A 17,037-nucleotide genomic window follows, 5' to 3' on the forward strand; every position below is an offset into this window, starting at 1 on the left:
ACCACGTCCTACCCGCCCCGATTCCCGATTCCCGACTCCCGACTCCCGACTCCCGACTCCCGACTCCCGTCACCGATACAGCAGATACTTCGCCCGCAGCGTCGTCCAGTTGACCTCGTCCTGCGCCCACTGCGCGGCGAGTTGCGCCGGGTCCTCACCCGTCATCGCGCGCGCGAGCTGGTCGGCCGACCCGAACAGCGTCGCCGTCCGCCGCAACTCGAGCTTGCCCGGGAACAGCCTGGCGATGGCCGCGATGATCTCGAGGCCGACGCGCACCGGGCGCAGCGCCGTGCGGTCGGTGACGATGAAGTAGATGCCCTGGCAGGCTTCGTCCTTGTACACGCTCGACGAGGGCGTGAACATGATCGGGTAGAACCTGATGCCCGGCAGGTTGCGCGCGTTGAGCTCCTCGGCCAGCAGCGTGCCGTCGATCCAGGGCGCGCCGATGCGCTCGAAGGGCGCATCGGTGCCGCGCCCCACCGACAGGTTCGCGTACTCGACTGCGCCGACGCCCGGGTACATGGTCGCCTGCGTGAGGTTGCGCATGTTCGGCGACGGGTTCACCCACATCAGGGCCGTCTCGTCCCACCACGCGTCGCGCGACCAGTTGCGCATCTCGACGACCGAGAGCTTCGCGCCGATCCTGCGCTCCTCGTTGAACAGCCTCGCCAGTTCGCCCAGCGTCATCCCGTGCCGCACCGGCATCGTCGGGAAGTACGCGATGTAGCTGCGCTCGGCGCCCTCGGGCAGCGGATCGGGCTTGGGCCCCTCCACCTGCCAGCCATTGATCGGGTTCGGCCGGTCGAGCACGACCACCTCGATGCCCCGCGACGCCGTGTCCTCGAGCAGGTACCCCAGCGCCGACATGTACGTGTAGAACCGCGCGCCGATGTCCTGCAGGTCCACCACCATCGTGTCGATGCCCTGCAGCATCTCCGGCGTCACCCGGCGGGTCTTGCCGTACAGCGAGTGGATCGTCAGCCCGGTCTTCTCGTCCACCGACGAGGGCACGTCCTCGTCGAGGATGCCGCGGATGCCGTGCTCCGGGCTGAACAACGCGACCACCGTCAGGTTCTTCGCCGCGACGAACGCGTCGATGGTCGACTGCCCGCCGCGCGTGCGACCGGTGTGGTTGGTGAGCAGGCCGATCTTCCGGCCGGCGAGCCGCGCGAAGCCCTCGGCCTGCAGCACGTCGATGCCAGTCATGGTCCGGAGGGGCGTCGAGCGCCCGCCCACCGTGCCCGACGGCCCCACCGCCGAGAAGTCGTGCGTGTCGACCACCGGCGCGGGTGCGACCCGGATGGCGCCGCCGACGATGTTGGCGACGCGCGCGCGGAGGGCGCCGACGTCGCCCTTGCCGTCGGGGTGGACACGGTTGGACAGGAACACGATGAACGTCCTGGTGCCGGGATCGATCCACAGCGACGTGCCGGTGAAGCCCGTGTGGCCGAAGGAGCGCGCCGGCAGCAGGTCGCCCTTGTTGGCCGAATAGCTCGAGTTGATGTCCCAGCCCAGCCCACGCACGTTGCGCTCGCCGGGCGGCGTGGAGGGCGAGGTCATGCGCGCCACGGTGAGCGGCGCGAGGATGCGCACGCCTTCGAGCGACCCGCCGTTGAGCAGCATGCGCGCGAAGCGGGAGAGGTCGGCGGCCGTCGTGAAGAGCCCGGCGTGGCCCGCGACGTTGTCCATGCGCCGCGCCGTGGGATCGTGCACCACGCCGCGCAGCCACGTGCCATCGGCCTGCCCGCACGGGAACGAGATCGGCCGGCACTTCTCGGTGGGCGCCATGCGCGACGTCAGCGAGGCGGGCGGACGGAACATCGTGTCCTTCATGCCGAGCGGCACGAACACCCGCTTGCGCGTGAACTCGTCGAGCGGCTCGCCAGACACCACCTTCACGAGGTGTCCCAGCAGGAAGAAGTTGATGTCGGAGTAGATGACGCGCTCGTCGATGCGCGCCACGGGCACCTCGTCGAGCGCCTTGCTGATCGCCGTGTCGTAGCCGTTCCACTCGGGGTTGAACTCGAGGTCGGGACGGAGGCCGGAGGTGTGCGTCAGCAGGTGGCGGATGGTGATGTCGCGCTTGCCGTACTTCTCGAAGCCCGGCAGGTGCATGGCGACGCGGTCGGTGAGCCGCAGCTTGCCCTCCTCGACCAGCATCATCACCGCCGTGGTCGTGGCGACCACCTTGGTGAGCGACGCGGCGTCGAAGATGGTGTCGGCGGTCATCGGCTCCGGCGTCGGCTGCACCTGGCGCTGGCCGATCGAGGCCTGCCACTCGACGGCCCGCTCCGTGCCGACGGCCACCACGGCCCCTGGCAGTTCCTTGCGAGCGATCGCCGCCTCGACGGTCTTCACGATGGCGGCCAGCCTGCCTCGGTCGAAGCGGCCCGACGGTGCCGGCTGGCGCGGCGGGCGCGTGGTCCGGGAGGGCGCCTGCGCGTGTGCCAGGGGCGTCACGAGCAGGGAGGCGAGCAGGCACACGGCGGGGGCGAGCATTCGCGGCATGGCAGCGAATTATGCCCCGTGCGGACCGCAACCCGAACGGGAGGATAATCCGCCTATCGTGGACAAGAGCCTTCGTTCAGCGATTGTCGTCGGTGCGGGAACCATGGGCGCGCAGATCGCCGCGCACCTGGCCAACGCGGGCGTCGAGGTGCACCTGGTGGACGTCGATGCCGCCACGGCGGCCGCCGGCTGGAAGCGCGCGCTGGCCCTCAAGCCCGACCCGCTGTTCACGCCCGCCCACGCCGCGCTGGTCCGTACGGGGGCAATCGGGGACGCCGACTTCTCGGCGACAGACTGGATCATCGAAGCCATCGTCGAGAAGCTGGAGCCCAAGCGCGAGTTGTTCGCCCGGATTGACGCCCAGCGCGGCGCCCGCACCATCGTCAGCTCGAACACCTCGGGGTTGCCGCTGGCGAGCCTGGTCGAGGGCCGGTCCGAGGCCTTCGCGGCGCACCTGCTGGGCACGCACTTCTTCAACCCGCCCCGGTACATGCCGCTGGTGGAGGTCATCCCGGTGGCGGCCACCAGCGAGGAGACACTCGCGCGCGCCCGGCACTGGCTCGAGGTCAGGCTCGGCCGCAGCGTCGTCGTCGCCCGCGACTCGCCCAACTTCATCGCCAACCACCTCGGCCTGTACGGCCTGTTCAAGGTGCTGCAGGCCTGGGAGCAGGGGCCGTTCGACATCGACGCCATCGACGCACTGACCGGCCCGACGATCGGCCGCCCCAAGAGCGCGACGTTCCGCACCATCGACATCACCGGCCTGGACGTGGCCGCCTACGTGGCCGGCAACTTCGCGAGGAGCACGACCGACGCCGACCTGAAGCGGCTGTTCACGCTGGGACCGCGGGTCGCCGGCATGCTCGAGCGCGGGCTGGTCGGCGAGAAGGCCGGTCAGGGGTTCTTCAAGCGCGTGAAGGGAGCGGGCGGCTCTTCCGACATCCTCGTGCTCGATCCGGCAACGTTCACGTACGTGCCGCGCACGCCCGTCCAACGACCGGCACTCGACGCGCTGCGCGACGTCCGCGGCGGCGCCGCGGCCCGCATCAAGGCGCTCCTGCTCGGGACGTCCGAGGAGTCGGCGTTCACCAGGGCGACGCTCGGCGACACGCTGCTCTACGCCGCTCGCGTATGGCAACACGTCGCGCACGACATCGACGATGTGGATCGGGCGATGCGGTGGGGGTTCGGGTGGGAACTCGGGCCGTTCGAGACCATCGACGCGGTCGGCATTCGCGAGCTGGTCGGGGCGATGGGCGCCGAGCCACCCCCCTTGCTGGCCGAGGCACTCGCGGCAGGCCGCAACACGGTCAGGACGCAGCCGTTCCTGGCAGAGCCCGCGGAACTGCTGGTGCTCGCTGGCGCGCGCGCCCGGAACGCCGTCGTCGAGAGCAACGCGGCCGCCTCGGTGCTCGACACCGGAGAGGGCATCTTCGCCGTCGAGCTGCACTCGAAGATGAACGCCATCGGCGGCGACACGCTGGCGATGATCCGCGCCGGGATCGCCCGCGCCGAGCAGGAGGGCGTCGGCCTGCTCATCGCCACCCAGGGCCAGGCGTTCTCCGCGGGCGCGAACCTCATGCTCCTCGTGATGGCGGCCCAGGAAGGCGACTGGGACGAGGTGGACGCAATGGTCCGCGCGTTCCAGTCCACCGTGCTGTCGTTGCGCGATGCGCAGGTGCCGGTGGTGAACGCCGTGAACGGCCTCACGCTCGGTGGCGCCACCGAGATGTCCTTGCATGCCTGCGCCGTGCAGGCGGCGGCCGAGACGTACATGGGCCTGCCGGAGGTCGGCGTCGGCCTGATCCCGGCCGGGTGCGGCACCAAGGAGATGCTGTGGCGGGCCGCCAACCGGCGCGCGTCCAGGCAGGCCGACCTGCTCCCGTTCGTGCAGAAGGCGTTCGAGACGATCGGTTTCGCCACCGTGTCGACCAGCGCCCCGCAGGCACGCGAGCTCGGCTTCCTGCGCGACGGCGACGGCGTCACGATGCACCGCTCCCGGCTGCACGCCGACGCCCGTGCGCTCGTGAAGGCCCGCGCTGCCGGTTACCTGCCGGGCCATGCACCGGCGGCCATTCCGGTCGGCGGGCCGGACGTGCGAGCCGCGCTCGACCTCGGCGTGCACCTCGCCCATCGCGCGGGACGCATCAGCGACCACGACGCGACGATCGGAAGGAAGCTCGCGTGGATTCTCTCGGGCGGCGACGTGCCGCACGCCACGGAGGTGCCGGAGTCGTACGTGCTCGACCTCGAGCGCGAGGCGTTCCTGAGCCTGTGCGGCGAGCCGAAGACGCAGGCGCGCATCGCGCACACGTTGAAGACCGGCAAGCCGCTGAGGAACTGATGATCGTCGCCGGACAGGGACCGACCCTGCTGCTGATCCCGGGCATCCAGGGCCGGTGGGAGTGGGCACGGCCGGCGGTGCAGCAGCTGGCTCGCCATCATCGCGTGGTGAGCTACTCGCTCAGTGGTGAGCGCGACGCCGTTCCCCCGTCGCCGCCCCGGACGTTCGACGACCTCGTCCGCCAGGCCCTGAACGCGCTGAACCGCGCCACCGACGGCCCGGCCGTCGTGTGTGGGGTCTCTTACGGCGGCCTCATCGCGCTCAGGCTGGCGGCGCGTCACCCCGAGCGTGTGCGGGCGCTCGTGCTGGCCTCGCCGCTCAACGCCGACTTCGCGCCCGACGCTCGGATCCGGCGATGGATCGCACACCCGCGCCTGATGGCCCCGGCATTCATCGCCGGCTCGCCGGGCCGCATCGTGCCGGAGTTGCGCGCTGCCCATGGCGCCGCGTGGGTGCCGCGTGCCCTTGGACTGATCGGCCGCGTGATGCGCGCCCCGCATTCGCCCGACCGCATGGCGCAACGCATCAGACTGATCGAGCCGGAGGACTTCGTGTCCGATTGCCGGTCCGTGACGCAGCCGACGCTGCTGGTCACCGGCGAGCCGGGCCTGGACCGCATCGTGCCCGCCGAGGCGAGCTGCCGGATGCTGGACTGGCTGCCCAACGCCCGGCACGTCACGCTCGACAGGACCGGCCACTGGGGCATCGTCACGCGCCGGGAAGCCTTCGCGCGCGAGATCACCGCATTCGTGGAGACACTACCGTGACCGACGCCGTCATCGTCTCAGCCGTCCGCACACCGGTCGGCAAGGCCCCGCGCGGCCAGTTCCAGTACGTCCGCCCCGACGACCTCGCGGCGATCGCCATCAGGGCCGCCATGGACCGCGTGCCGACGCTCGACGCCTCGACCATCGATGACGTGATCCTCGGCTGCGCGATGCCGGAGGCCGAGCAGGGCATGAACGTGGCGCGCATCGCCAGCCTGCGCGCCGGCGTGCCGCACTCGGCGGCAGCCGTGACGGTGAACCGCTTCTGCGCGTCGGGACTCGAGGCGATCGCGACCGCCGTCGACCGCATCCGGAGCGGCGCGGCCGACGTCGTCATCGCCGGCGGCACCGAGTCGATGAGCCTCGTGCCGATGGGCGGCCACAAGATCGCGCCCAACCCGGGCCTGGTCGCGTCGTACCCCGACGTGTACCTCACCACGGGCCTGGTGGCCGAGAACCACGCCCGCGAGCACGGGATCTCACGCCAGGCACAGGACGCCTACGCGCTCGAGAGTCACCGGCGAGCCGTCGCCGCGCAGGCGGCAGGTCGCTTCGCCGATGAGATCGTTCCCGTTCCCGTGGCGCGGATCGGCGCCGCCGGCGCCACGGCGCTCGCACCCGCGTCCGTGATCGTGAGCGCCGACGAAGGTCCGCGCGCCGACACGTCGATCGAGGCGCTCGGCAAGCTGCGCCCCGCGTTCCACGTGCAGGGGACGGTCACCGCCGGCAACGCGTCGCAGATGAGTGACGGCGCCGCGGCCGTGGTCGCGATGAGCGAAACGCGCGCCCGGGAACTCGGCATCGCGCCGATCGCCAGGCTCGTGGCATACGCGACGGCGGGCGTCGAGCCGGAGCGATTCGGGATCGGCCCGGTGCCGGCGGTGCGCAAGCTGCTGGCCCGCACCGGACTCGCGCTGGCCGACATCGACCTGTTCGAGCTGAACGAGGCGTTCGCCAGCCAGGTGCTCGCGTGCGCCCACGATCTCGAGCTCGACCTGGCGAAGGTCAACGTCAACGGCGGGGCGATCGCGCTCGGGCACCCCCTCGGTTGCACGGGCGCGAAGCTCACGGCGACGCTGGTCCACGAGCTCCGTCGCCGGAAGGGCCGCTACGGCATCGTGACGATGTGCGTGGGCGGCGGGATGGGCGCGGCCGGCTTGTTCGAGGCGCTGTGACGGGTCGCGCGACGTTCGATGGCTGATCGCTCACGGATCCTCGTCGTCGCGGCCACCGACCGCGAGCTCGCGACGGCCGACGGCTGGCGCACGCTGGTGTGCGGCGTCGGTCCCGTCGACGCCGGAGCGGCGACGGCCGCGGCCATCGCCGTGGACAGGCCGGCGGCGATCGTCCATGTCGGCATCTGCGGTGCGAGGCGACGCCGCGCGCTGGCTCCGGCGACCATCGTCATCGGCACGGAATCGCGCTATCACGACCTCGGCGTGCCGGAGCGGTTCGCGCCGTCGCGCCTCACCGGGGATCCGCGTCTCGTCGAGGCTGCCCGGCGCGCGTGCCCGGGCGCACTGGTCCTCGCCATCGGCACCAGTGGACGCATCGGCGGCACCCTCGACACCGACGTCGAGGCGATGGAGGGCTTCGCGGTGCTGCGGGCCGCGCAGCTGGCCGGCGTGCCGGCCATCGAGGTGCGCGCGGTGTCCAACGAGATCGAGGAGGAAGACCGGGCGCGGTGGCATTTCGCGGCCGCGTTCGCCGCCATCGTCGCCGCCACGCCGCGGCTCGTCGAGGAAGTGGCCCTGTGCGTGAACTGACCTTCGGCCATTCGCCCTGTCCCAACGACACGTTCGCCTTCCATGCCCTCACGCACGGGCTCGTGCACACGCCGTTGCGCGTGCGGCCCGTGCTGCTCGACATCGAGGAGCTCAACAGGCGCGCCCACTCGGGCGAGTTCGACCTCACCAAGCTGAGCGTCGGCGCGTTCGCCGCGGTCGGCGATCGCTATCGGCTGCTCCGCAGCGGCGCGGCGCTCGGTCACGGGGTGGGGCCGCTCGTCGTGGCCCGGCGCGAGATGACGCTGCAGGACGCCGCGGCCGGACGCATGGCGATCCCCGGCCGGGAGACGACCGCCTACCGCCTCCTGCGGCTGGCGGCACCGACGCTGCACGACGTCGTCGAGCTGCGCTACGACCGGATCCTGCGAGCGGTGGAGGCGGGCGAGGTCGACGCGGGGCTGATCATCCACGAGAGCCGCTTCACGTACGCCGACCACGGTCTCGTGAAGGTGATCGACCTGGGCGACTGGTGGGAGCAGGAGACACACCTGCCGGTGCCGCTGGCCGGCATCTGCGCCCGCGCCGACCTCGACGACGAGACGCGTGCCGCGGCCGACGCGGCGATTCGCGCGTCGGTGGCCTACGCCTTCGCACACCCGGAGGCGAGCCGCGTGTACGTGCGCGCCCACGCCCAGGAGATGTCGGAGGAGGTCTGCGCGCAGCACATCGCGCTGTACGTCAACGAACACAGCCTGGACGTCGGCGACGAGGGCCTGCGCGCCATCCAGCGCCTCGTCGGGCAGGGGTAGGTCCGGCCACGAACGACAGGGGCAGGGCGCAGCGCGAGCGACAGGGGTAGGGCGCAGCGCGAGCGACACAGGGGTAGGGCGCGGCCTCCGACCGCGCCGTTGGCAGATCGGTTGGTGCACCGTGAATGCTCAACATGGCGGCGCGTGGCTGCTCGGCGACACGTCGCCGAGTGAGGTGTTCACCCCCGAGGACCGTAGCGCGGAGCACCGGCTCATCTCGGCGACGGCGCTGCAGTTCATGGAGCAGGAGGTGCTGCCCCGTCGCGACGACCTCGAGGCGAAGGACTGGCCGCTCACCCGCGCGCTGCTGCGGCAGGCGGGCGACCTCGGCCTGCTCGGCGTCGATGTCCCCGAGGACCTCGGCGGGGTGGGCCTCGACATCGTCAGCTCCGTGCTGGTGTCGGAGGCCTTCGGCCGCTACGCGTCGCTGGCCACCACCGCGGGCGCGCACATGGGCCTGTGCATCGTGCCGGTGCTGTGGTTCGGCACCGAGGCGCAGCGGGCGCGCTACCTCCCGCGGCTGGCGTCGGGCGAGCTGGTCGGCGCGTACGCCCTCAGCGAGGCGGGTTCCGGATCGGATGCCCTCGGCGCGCGCGCCACCGCGACGCGGCTGCCTGACGGCGGCTACGAGCTGAACGGCGAGAAGCTGTGGATCAGCAACTGCAGCTTCGCGGACCTGTACGTGGTGTTCGCGAAGGTCGACGGGCAGCACTTCACCGCATTCCTCGTCGAGCGGACGACGCCCGGCCTGTCACCAGGCAGGGAAGAACACAAGATGGGGCTGCACGGGTCGTCGACGGCGCCGCTGTTGTTGCAGGGCGTGCGCGTCGCGGGCGACGCCGTGCTCGGCGAGGTGGGCAAGGGGCATCGCGTCGCGTTCACCGTACTGAACTACGGTCGGTTCAAGCTCGGGGCGATGACCACGGGCGGAATGCGGCAGGCGCTGCGCGATGCGGCCACCTATGCCTCCTCGCGCCGGCAGTTCGGCAAGCCCATCGCGCAGTTCGGCGCCATCCAGTCCAAGCTGGCCGAGATGGCCACGCGGTTGTACGTCACCGAGAGCGCGATGTACCGGCTGGCGGGCTCGCTGCAGGCCGAGGGCGTGGCGCACCAGGACCTCGGGCGGGTGTTCGAGCAGCACGCGGTGGAAGCCGCCATCCTGAAGGTGCTCTCGAGCGAGGCGCTGCAGTACGTGCTCGACGAGAACGTGCAGATTCACGGTGGCAACGGCTTCGTGCGCGATTACCCGGCCGAGGGCGCCTACCGGGACGCGCGGGTCAACCGCATCTTCGAGGGGACCAACGAGATCAACAGGCTGCTGCTGGCGGGACAGCTCGCGCGACGGGCGGCCAGGGGCGAGATCCCGCTGATCGCGGCGGCCAGGGCGCTGCCCGACGAGTGGCTCGCGATGGCGCCGCCGACACCCGAGGCGCCGGTTGCCCTGGTGCGGCATGTCGCGGCCGGGCTCCGGAAGTGCACGGTTCTCCTTCTCGGTGCGGCGATGCAGCGCTACCGGGAGGCACTGGCCGAGGAGCAGGAAGTGCTCACGTGGGTCGCCGATGCGGCCATCGAGGCCTACGCCGTCGACAGCGTCGCCCTGCGCCTGGCGCGGGTGCTCGAGCGCGACTCGCCGGTCGCGGCCGCGCATCGCGAGGCGGCCTGCCTCGCCGCCGTGGAGGGTGCCCTGCGCGGGGATGCGCTGCTCAGGCGGGCGCTGCCAGCAGTGCTCGACGGCGACACGCTGCGCATCGCCCTGGCCGGCGCGCGACGCATGCTGAAGGTGCCCGCGATCGACCAGCGGCCGTGGCGACGGGACCTGGCGGCGGCCTGCCTGGCGCGGCCCGCCGCAGTGTTCGGCTAGCCATCACGGCACGGTATGCTTGCCTTGTGAGATTCCCGTTGCTGGCGCGTACCCTGCCGGCCGCCGCGGTCGCGGTCACGCTCGCGGCCTGCTCGACGCAGCCGCCGCAGGTGGACCACGCCACGAGCGTCGCCGCGCACCGTGCCGAGAAGGATGCGATGTTCCGCGAGGCCCAGGACTCGCCGGTACCGAAGGCCGAGATGGACCGGTTCGTGCCGCTGGCCTACTACCCCATCGACCCGTCGTACCGCACGCCGGCATCGCTCGCGCGGCTGCCCGACGCCGAGTCGCCGGCATTCGAGATGCCGACGTCGACGGGCCAGCGTCGGCAGATGCGCAAGGCCGGCAAGCTGAAGTTCTCGCTGCACGGCCAGACCCACGAACTCACGGCGTTCATCTCGGCCGAGGACGTCGCGGCGCAGCGGCTGTTCGTGCCGTTCCGCGACCTCACCGCGGGCCTCGAGACGTACTCGTCTGGCCGCTACCTCGACCTGACCCGCACGCCGACAGGCCTGTACGACCTCGACTTCAACATGGCCTACCAGCCGTACTGCTACTACGACGCACGGTACGACTGCCCGATCCCCCCGGCCGAGAACCGGCTCTCGATGCCGATCCGCGCCGGTGAGCGCATGAGGAAGCCGTAAGTGGCGCTCGCCGCAGTGGTGTTCGACTTCGACGGAGTGCTCGCCGACAGCGAGCCGGTGCACCTGCAGGTCTTCCAGGTGGTGCTCGATCGCATCGGCATCACCCTGAGCGCCGAGGAGTACTACGCGCAGTATCTGGGGTACAGCGACCGCGATGCCTTCGTCCACGTGCTGCGCGATCGCGGGCTGTCGATCGGCGAGGCCGAACTCGAGGCGCTGATCGAAACGAAGAAGGAGTTGTTTCCGGAGGCGATCGGCGACCACGCACTGTACCCGGGCGCGGCGGAGTGCGTGGCGAGGGTATCGGCGCACGTGCCGGTGGCCATCGCGTCCGGCGCCCTGCGACACGAGATCGAGCTGATCCTCGATCGCAGCGGACTGCGGCCGCACTTCCCGATCATCGTCTCTGCCGGCGAGACGCCGCGGAGCAAGCCCGCCCCCGACCCGTATGCGCGGGCGTTCGAGCTGCTGCGCGAGCGCGGCGCCATCGCGCCAGGCGCGCAGCCCTCGGACGTGGTGGCCATCGAGGACTCGGAGTGGGGCCTGCAGTCGGCGCGCGGCGCCGGCTTGCGGACGATGGGTGTGCTGACCTCGTACACCGCCGATCGCCTGCCCAGCGCCGAGGCGATCCGCGCGTCGATCGCCGACGTGACGATCCAGGACCTGGAAGATCTCGTCGCCCGCGAGGCGCTCGCGTGACCCGCGCCGAGATGGACGCCTTCGTGGCGCTGGCACAGCGGCCGGGCGAGGACGACCTGGCCGAGGCGGCGCTGCAGCTCGCGCGGCTGGAGCACCCGCACCTGCGCGCGGACGACACGATGGAGGCGCTGCAGCGGCTGGCCGACCGGACGACGTCGTTCGTGCAGGCCTCGGCGGCGCCCGGCGACGTGCTCGGCCACGTGCAGCAGCTCGGGCAGTTCCTGTTCGACACCGAGGGCTTCACCGGCAACGTCGGCGAGTACGACGACCCGCGCAACAGCTTCCTGAACGACGTGATCACGCGCCGCACCGGCATCCCGATCACGCTGTCGATCATCTACCTGCACGTCGGCCGGCGGGTGGGCCTGTGGCTCGAGGGCGTGAACTTCCCCGGCCACTTCCTGGTGCGCTGCAAAGGCATGCTCGGGGATGCCGCGCCGACCGAGGACCTGATCCTCGATCCCTTCCATGGCGGCATCGTCCTCACCGAGCGCGATTGCGCCAGGATGCTGGCGCGGCACGCCGGCGAGGGGGCGCGGTTCGAGCGCGGCCTGCTGGCGCCGGCGTTCAAGACGCAGATCCTCGTGCGCATGCTGGTGAACCTGAAGCGGGCATACGCGAAGCTCCGCTCGTTCGCCCAGGCTCGCGACGTGTCGGACCTGCTCCTCGCGCTCGACCCTACCTCGTTGACCGAACTGCGCGATCGGGGACTGCTGGCCTACCAGATGGGTCGGTACGGCGCGGCCCTCGCCGACCTCGAGCGGTATCTCGCCCTCACGGCCCGCCATAGCCGTGCCGAGGCCGACGACACCGACGTCAAGGAAGAGTTCGAGGCCGTCTGGGAACACGTGAAGAACCTGCGTCGCCGGGTCGCCTCGCTCAACTGAGGCGGCCTCCCGGCCGCTCCTCGGCTCCAGAGCCGAGCGGACTTCGCCGTCTGGCCTGACCACTTCGTCTCGCAAAGAAGAACGGTTCCTTGGATTCGTACGATCCAAAGATCCTGTATCCGCGGTGATCGCGGACCTCTGAAGTCGCCAAAACACCAGGTTTCATCAGCCCGTCCTCCCTGGCAGGAGGGTTGCTAAAGGTCAGCCGCAACTGGCGGGTTCGTCCCCGCAGGCCAGCGGTTCGGCCCTGCCTGCGGACGGTCGATGGCGGTTTTCCCGGGAGTGAGGGCTCCCGGCGGCCATCGGCCCACCCACCAGTCTGCGGATGGGCCGGGCCGTTCCCGCGATTGGCGGGCCGGCAGTGGATGGGCACCCTGGAGGAGGAACGGATGAGAGGCAGATTGCTCGCCCTTGTGGCGCTGCTTGGCCTGCTCGTGGGCGTGACGCCGGCAACGGCGCAGGCCCCGACAGGCGATATCGTCGGCCGTGTGGCCGACGCGTCGGGGGCCGTGCTCCCCGGCGTGGTGGTGACGGTCTCGGGTGGCGCGCTGATTCAGCCGCTGACGGCGACGACCGGCGAGACGGGGACCTACCAGTTCCCGGGCCTGCAGCCGGGCAACACGTACGTGGTCAAGTTCGAGCTGACCGGCTTCCGCACGGTGATCGTGGAACGAGTGGCGGTGGGCGTCGGGTCGAACACCACGACCAATGCGACGCTGGAGGTCTCGGCCCTGCAGGAGACGGTGACGGTCTCGAGCGAGGCGCCGATCGTCGACACCCGCAAGACGGGCACCAAGAGCAACTACACGCAGGAACAGTTGCAGAACGTGCCCTCGGCCCGTGACCCGTGGGTCATGCTCGAGCGCACGCCGGGCATCGCCATGGACCGCGCCAACGTCGGCGGCAGCCAGTCGGGCCAGCAGTCGGGCTACATCTCGCGCGGCGCCACCACCACGAACAACAAGTGGCTGCTCGACGGCGTGGACATCACCGACCAGGCCGCCACCGGCGCCTCGGCGGTGTACTACGACTTCGACATGCTGCAGGAGATGCAGATCAGCACCGGCGGCAACGACGTGACGCAGCAGACCGGTGGCGTCGGCATCAACCTGGTGACCAAGAGCGGCAGCGACACGATCCGTGGCTCGGGCCGCTACTACTGGACCGACGAGTCGCTCGGCTCGGTGAACCTCACCGAGGAACTCCGCGCCCAGGGCGCGCGCTCGGGCGCGCCCATCCAGAACATCAAGGACTACGGCATCGAGGGCGGCGGCCCGATCTGGAAGGGCCGTGCCTGGTTCTGGGGCTCGTACTCGAAGAACGACATCAAGGTCGGCGTGGTCAACTTCTACCAGAAGCGGCCCGGCTGCCCGGTGAACGCCTCAGACCCCCTCGCGCAGTCGCTGCCGGTGGACGCGATCAACGAGTGCCTCAACACCGACCTGACGGTGCTCGACAACTACAACATCAAGGGCAGCGCGCTGCTCTTCTCGGGCAACACGTTCACCTGGCACAGCAACTTCGCCGACAAGATCCGCAACGCACGCGACGCCAGCGACACGCGCCCGTTCGAGACCACCTACATCCAGGAAGGCCCGGTCTGGACGCACAAGGCCAGCGACCGGCACGTGTTCAACGACCGCTGGATCGCCGAGGCGGCCTACGCGTACGTCGGCGGTGGCTTCGGCCTCCTGTTCCAGGACCCGGCCAACCGCGACATCCAGCCGCTGAACGACCTCGGCACGGGCCGCTGGGAGCGCTCGTTCAACCAGTCGGAGTTCGACCGCCCGGCGACGAGCGTGAACCTGACGACGACGTACTTCAAGCCCGCGACCCTCGGTGGTGACCACGCCTTCAAGATCGGCTACAACTTCCGCGACACCCCGGCGAGTTCCACGACGGTGTACGGCGGCGACGTGTACGCGCAGACGCGCAACGGCGTGCCCGAGCGCGCGCAGTTCTGGCGCAGTGCCGCCACCGAGTACGCGATGACCACCCACAGCGTGTTCGCGCAGGACACCTACACGCGCAACAAGCTGACGCTGACGGCCGGCATCCGCTGGGACCGCCAGGACGACTCGGCGCTCGCGAGCACGGTCGAGGCCAACCGGCTGATCCCGCAGTGGCTGCCCGGCATCGCCTTCCAGGGCGCCGACTCCGGCGTCGTGTTCAGCAACTGGTCGCCTCGCCTCGGCGTCGGCTACGACGTCTTCGGCACGGGCCGCACGGTGGCGCGCTCGTCCTTCTCGGTCTACTACGGCCAGATCGCGCCGGGTAGCCTGTCGGGCACGCTCAACCCCGTGAGCGCTGCCAGCATCTCGTTCCCCTGGAACGACGCCAACGGCGACCGCTTCGTGCAGATCAACGAGGTCAACCTGCAGCGCTCGGCGGTCATCACCTTCAGCGGCAACTACAACCCGGACAACCCGGGCTTCCTCGGCACCACCAACACGGTGGACTCGGGGCTGAAAAACGACAGGACCGTGGAATGGACGGCAACGGTCGATCACCAGCTGACCAACCGGATGGCGGTGTCGCTGAGCTACATCTACCGCAGCTACTCCGACTTCCGCTTCGACCAGCGCGTCGGCATCGACGCGTCGAACTGGTCGCCGGTCACCTACCAGCCGACCTGCGCGGCGGCGGCGCCGTCCTGCCCGCAGCTCACCTACTTCCAGCCGAACATCAGCATCCCCGGCACGCAGCGCCTCGTGAACCGCGGCGGCTACACGCGTGACTTCAACGGCATCGAGGCCACCTTCACCAAGCGGATGGCCGACCGCTGGATGCTCGACATGAACTACGCCTACAACGACGCGGTCGACAACTTCGACAGCATCCAGGGCTACAGCGCGACGTTCGACCCGACCAACCTGCAGATCTTCAACGGTCACCAGTACGCGGTGGAAGCCGGCGGATCGGGCATCGACAACGTGTTCGTCAACGCCAAGCACATGTTCAAGATCGCCGGCGTGTACACGGCGCCCTGGGACATCAACCTCGGCGCGACCTACCAGATCCGCGACGGGTACCTCTTCCCGCAGCGCATCCTGTCGCCCAACCGCACGGGCGCGGCCGGCGCCGTCAACCTGGTCCTCGAGCCCTTCGGCGAGAGCCGCTACGACAAGTTCCAGATGATGGACGCGCGGGTCGCCAAGCGCTTCTCGTTCGGCCGCCGCAGCGTCGAGGGCAGCCTGGACATCTTCAACGTGTTCAACGTGAACACCGTGCTCACGCGGAACCTGAACCAGGCGGCGGCGACCGCCAACAACGTCACCGGCATCGTCGCGCCGCGCGTGCTGCGCCTCGGCGTGCGGGTGGTGTTCTAGAAGGGCTCAGGGCAGGGCTCAGAGAGCAGGGCCCGGCAAGGTAGGGCCGGCTCTCCGAGTCCGGCCCACGGACTTCGGGAATCACGGAAGGGCGGGCATCCACTCGGGTGCTCGCCCTTTTTCGCTCATGGGTAGGGCGCGGTCGCCCTGGGCGCCGAAGCGCGCCGCGCGGAGGTGGCCGACCGCGCCGTTCGCCCGCCCTCGATCCGCAGCATCGACATATCGGCATGTGCGACGCGCTGGCCGGCGCGTGACGGGTGGGCGCATACTCCGCGCATCGGAGGCACTCATGGACCCGAACGCCACGCACAAGTGCGCGCATCCCAGTTGCACGTGCCAGATCCCGGTGAGCCAGAAGTACTGCAACGAGTACTGCAAGTCGGCGCCCGAGACAGAGTTCCGCTGCTACTGCCAGCACGCCGACTGTCGGAAGGCGCAGTAGGCACGGATCAGGGCTGAGGGCTCAGGGCTGAGGGCTCAGGAACTCGAACGGATCGGCTGGCGCGGCGGCATCATTGCGCCAATCGCGCGTCGGACAGCAGCTCGGCGAAGAACCTGACCGTGTGCACGGCCTTGCCGAGCGGGATCCCTGTCGAGAGGCTGAACGGGATCGCATGCGCGTTCTCGATGAGCCCGGTGGGCAGTTCCTTCGGCTTCGGCTCGGGGATCCCGGTGAGCACTTCAAGCACCTCACCGGCCTCGTCGAGGAGCAGCGCCGTCAGCATGAGGCCGTCTGGACGCACCGGGCCGCCGCTCTGCACGGTCAGCATCCCGTCGACCCTGTAGCCACTCAGCGTCGCCCGCCGCCTCTTCTCGGTGATCGACGTGACGAGGTCTGTTGCCGGGCAGGGTGAGGCGTCGGTCTTCCGGTTCCGGTCCACCCACTGCAGCGGCGCGGCGACGGGCTTGCCCTCCTCGGTGACCTGCACGATGTAGCCGGACGGCGGCGCCGCGAACTCGTCGTTGCGTCGCAGGCGGAACCTGTAGGGCAAGGCAGCGCCGGGATCCACGTGGCTGACCCGCGCCTCGTTCTCGATGGGATCGCCCATCGGGCGCCAGTGGTCGTCGGTGTACTGCAGGCGCACCGTGAGGTTGCGGGCGCACCCGCCGGCGTTGACCAGCGCGCCGACCAGCACGCCGAGCTTCGCGTTCTCGTAGGTGACCGCGGAGTTCCTGAGGGGACGCATCTCGAGGCCGTCACTGGTGAGGATGCGCGCCTCCCTCGGCATCGCCACCCACAGGGGCAAGGTGGGCCGCACCTCCACGGACCGCTCCTGCCGTGGCGGCCGCGACAGGTCCATCACCCCAATCTGCGCGAAGGAGATCGTCGAGCAGGCCAGCCCGCCAGTCATCACGGCGATGATGCAGACTGAACGTCGCGCCAGGCCGTTGATATGTGGCAACTCGAGAGTCTCCGGGAGCAGTCCTGATGTTACCAGTGCACGCCCCGGCGCCCGCG

General features: G+C 70.3%; 13 protein-coding genes. 11 read left to right on the forward strand and 2 right to left on the reverse strand.

The features are described from left to right. Positions 1-69: 69 nt before the first annotated feature. A complete protein-coding gene (locus TBR22_RS24730) occupies positions 70-2,508 on the reverse strand; it encodes an exo-beta-N-acetylmuramidase NamZ domain-containing protein (RefSeq protein ID WP_239490512.1) in 2,439 nt (812 codons plus the stop codon). A 58-nt stretch (positions 2,509-2,566) separates the two neighbouring features. On the opposite strand from TBR22_RS24730, the gene TBR22_RS24735 reads away from it, so the two are divergent. The 11 genes from TBR22_RS24735 (at position 2,567) to TBR22_RS24785 (ending at position 16,020) form a co-directional block, all read left to right on the forward strand. Further along, on the forward strand, positions 2,567-4,852 hold the full coding sequence (locus tag TBR22_RS24735; protein WP_239490513.1) for a 3-hydroxyacyl-CoA dehydrogenase/enoyl-CoA hydratase family protein: 2,286 nt from the start codon (positions 2,567-2,569) through the stop codon (positions 4,850-4,852). Continuing rightward, entirely contained in the window at positions 4,852-5,619 is a 768-nt protein-coding gene (locus TBR22_RS24740) for an alpha/beta fold hydrolase (protein ID WP_239490514.1), read from the forward strand. The genes TBR22_RS24735 and TBR22_RS24740 overlap by 1 nt, the downstream gene beginning before the upstream one ends. Beyond that, entirely contained in the window at positions 5,616-6,794 is a 1,179-nt protein-coding gene (locus tag TBR22_RS24745) for an acetyl-CoA C-acyltransferase (RefSeq protein WP_239490515.1), read from the forward strand. Before TBR22_RS24740 ends, TBR22_RS24745 begins: the two co-directional genes overlap by 4 nt. 18 nt (positions 6,795-6,812) lie before the next feature. Continuing rightward, complete coding sequence (locus TBR22_RS24750; protein WP_239490516.1) at positions 6,813-7,385, forward strand: hypothetical protein; 573 nt, start codon at positions 6,813-6,815, stop codon at positions 7,383-7,385. Further along, on the forward strand, positions 7,373-8,155 hold the full coding sequence (locus TBR22_RS24755) for a 1,4-dihydroxy-6-naphthoate synthase (RefSeq protein WP_239490517.1): 783 nt from the start codon (positions 7,373-7,375) through the stop codon (positions 8,153-8,155). Before TBR22_RS24750 ends, TBR22_RS24755 begins: the two co-directional genes overlap by 13 nt. Before the next feature lie 121 nt (positions 8,156-8,276). Next, positions 8,277-10,016 carry an acyl-CoA dehydrogenase family protein gene (locus TBR22_RS24760; protein ID WP_239490518.1) on the forward strand — a complete coding sequence of 580 codons (1,740 nt, stop codon included), beginning with the start codon at positions 8,277-8,279 and terminating at the stop codon, positions 10,014-10,016. Positions 10,017-10,042: 26 nt separating this feature from the next. Continuing rightward, positions 10,043-10,663 carry a DUF1684 domain-containing protein gene (locus TBR22_RS24765; protein ID WP_239490519.1) on the forward strand — a complete coding sequence of 207 codons (621 nt, stop codon included), beginning with the start codon at positions 10,043-10,045 and terminating at the stop codon, positions 10,661-10,663. Continuing rightward, entirely contained in the window at positions 10,664-11,362 is a 699-nt protein-coding gene (locus TBR22_RS24770) for an HAD family phosphatase (RefSeq protein ID WP_239490520.1), read from the forward strand. After that, complete coding sequence (locus TBR22_RS24775) at positions 11,359-12,249, forward strand: SirB1 family protein (RefSeq protein WP_239490521.1); 891 nt, start codon at positions 11,359-11,361, stop codon at positions 12,247-12,249. Before TBR22_RS24770 ends, TBR22_RS24775 begins: the two co-directional genes overlap by 4 nt. 389 nt (positions 12,250-12,638) lie before the next feature. Further along, on the forward strand, positions 12,639-15,578 hold the full coding sequence (locus tag TBR22_RS24780) for a TonB-dependent receptor (RefSeq protein WP_239490522.1): 2,940 nt from the start codon (positions 12,639-12,641) through the stop codon (positions 15,576-15,578). A gap of 289 nt (positions 15,579-15,867) precedes the next feature. Beyond that, the gene (locus TBR22_RS24785) at positions 15,868-16,020 is read left to right on the forward strand and encodes a hypothetical protein (protein WP_239490523.1); all 153 of its coding nucleotides are present in this window, start codon (positions 15,868-15,870) and stop codon (positions 16,018-16,020) included. A gap of 70 nt (positions 16,021-16,090) precedes the next feature. Here TBR22_RS24785 and TBR22_RS24790 read toward each other — a convergent pair whose 3' ends face one another. Continuing rightward, the gene (locus tag TBR22_RS24790; RefSeq protein WP_239490524.1) at positions 16,091-16,930 is read right to left on the reverse strand and encodes a hypothetical protein; all 840 of its coding nucleotides are present in this window, start codon (positions 16,928-16,930) and stop codon (positions 16,091-16,093) included. Positions 16,931-17,037: the final 107 nt, after the last annotated feature.

It is taken from the genome of Luteitalea sp. TBR-22 (assembly GCF_016865485.1).
In the GTDB taxonomy this organism is placed as follows: Bacteria; Acidobacteriota; Vicinamibacteria; order Vicinamibacterales; family Vicinamibacteraceae; genus Luteitalea.

What these genes read in the sequence shown, in the direction of transcription:
- TBR22_RS24785 (WP_239490523.1), top strand. Translation starts at nt 15,868, where the DNA reads ATGGACCCGAACGCCACGCACAAGTGCGCGCATCCCAGTTGCACGTGC.
- TBR22_RS24740 (WP_239490514.1), top strand. Translation starts at nt 4,852, where the DNA reads ATGATCGTCGCCGGACAGGGACCGACCCTGCTGCTGATCCCGGGCATC.
- TBR22_RS24750 (WP_239490516.1), top strand. Translation starts at nt 6,813, where the DNA reads ATGGCTGATCGCTCACGGATCCTCGTCGTCGCGGCCACCGACCGCGAG.
- TBR22_RS24790 (WP_239490524.1), bottom strand. Translation starts at nt 16,930, where the DNA reads ATGACTGGCGGGCTGGCCTGCTCGACGATCTCCTTCGCGCAGATTGGG.
- TBR22_RS24730 (WP_239490512.1), bottom strand. Translation starts at nt 2,508, where the DNA reads ATGCCGCGAATGCTCGCCCCCGCCGTGTGCCTGCTCGCCTCCCTGCTC.
- TBR22_RS24780 (WP_239490522.1), top strand. Translation starts at nt 12,639, where the DNA reads ATGAGAGGCAGATTGCTCGCCCTTGTGGCGCTGCTTGGCCTGCTCGTG.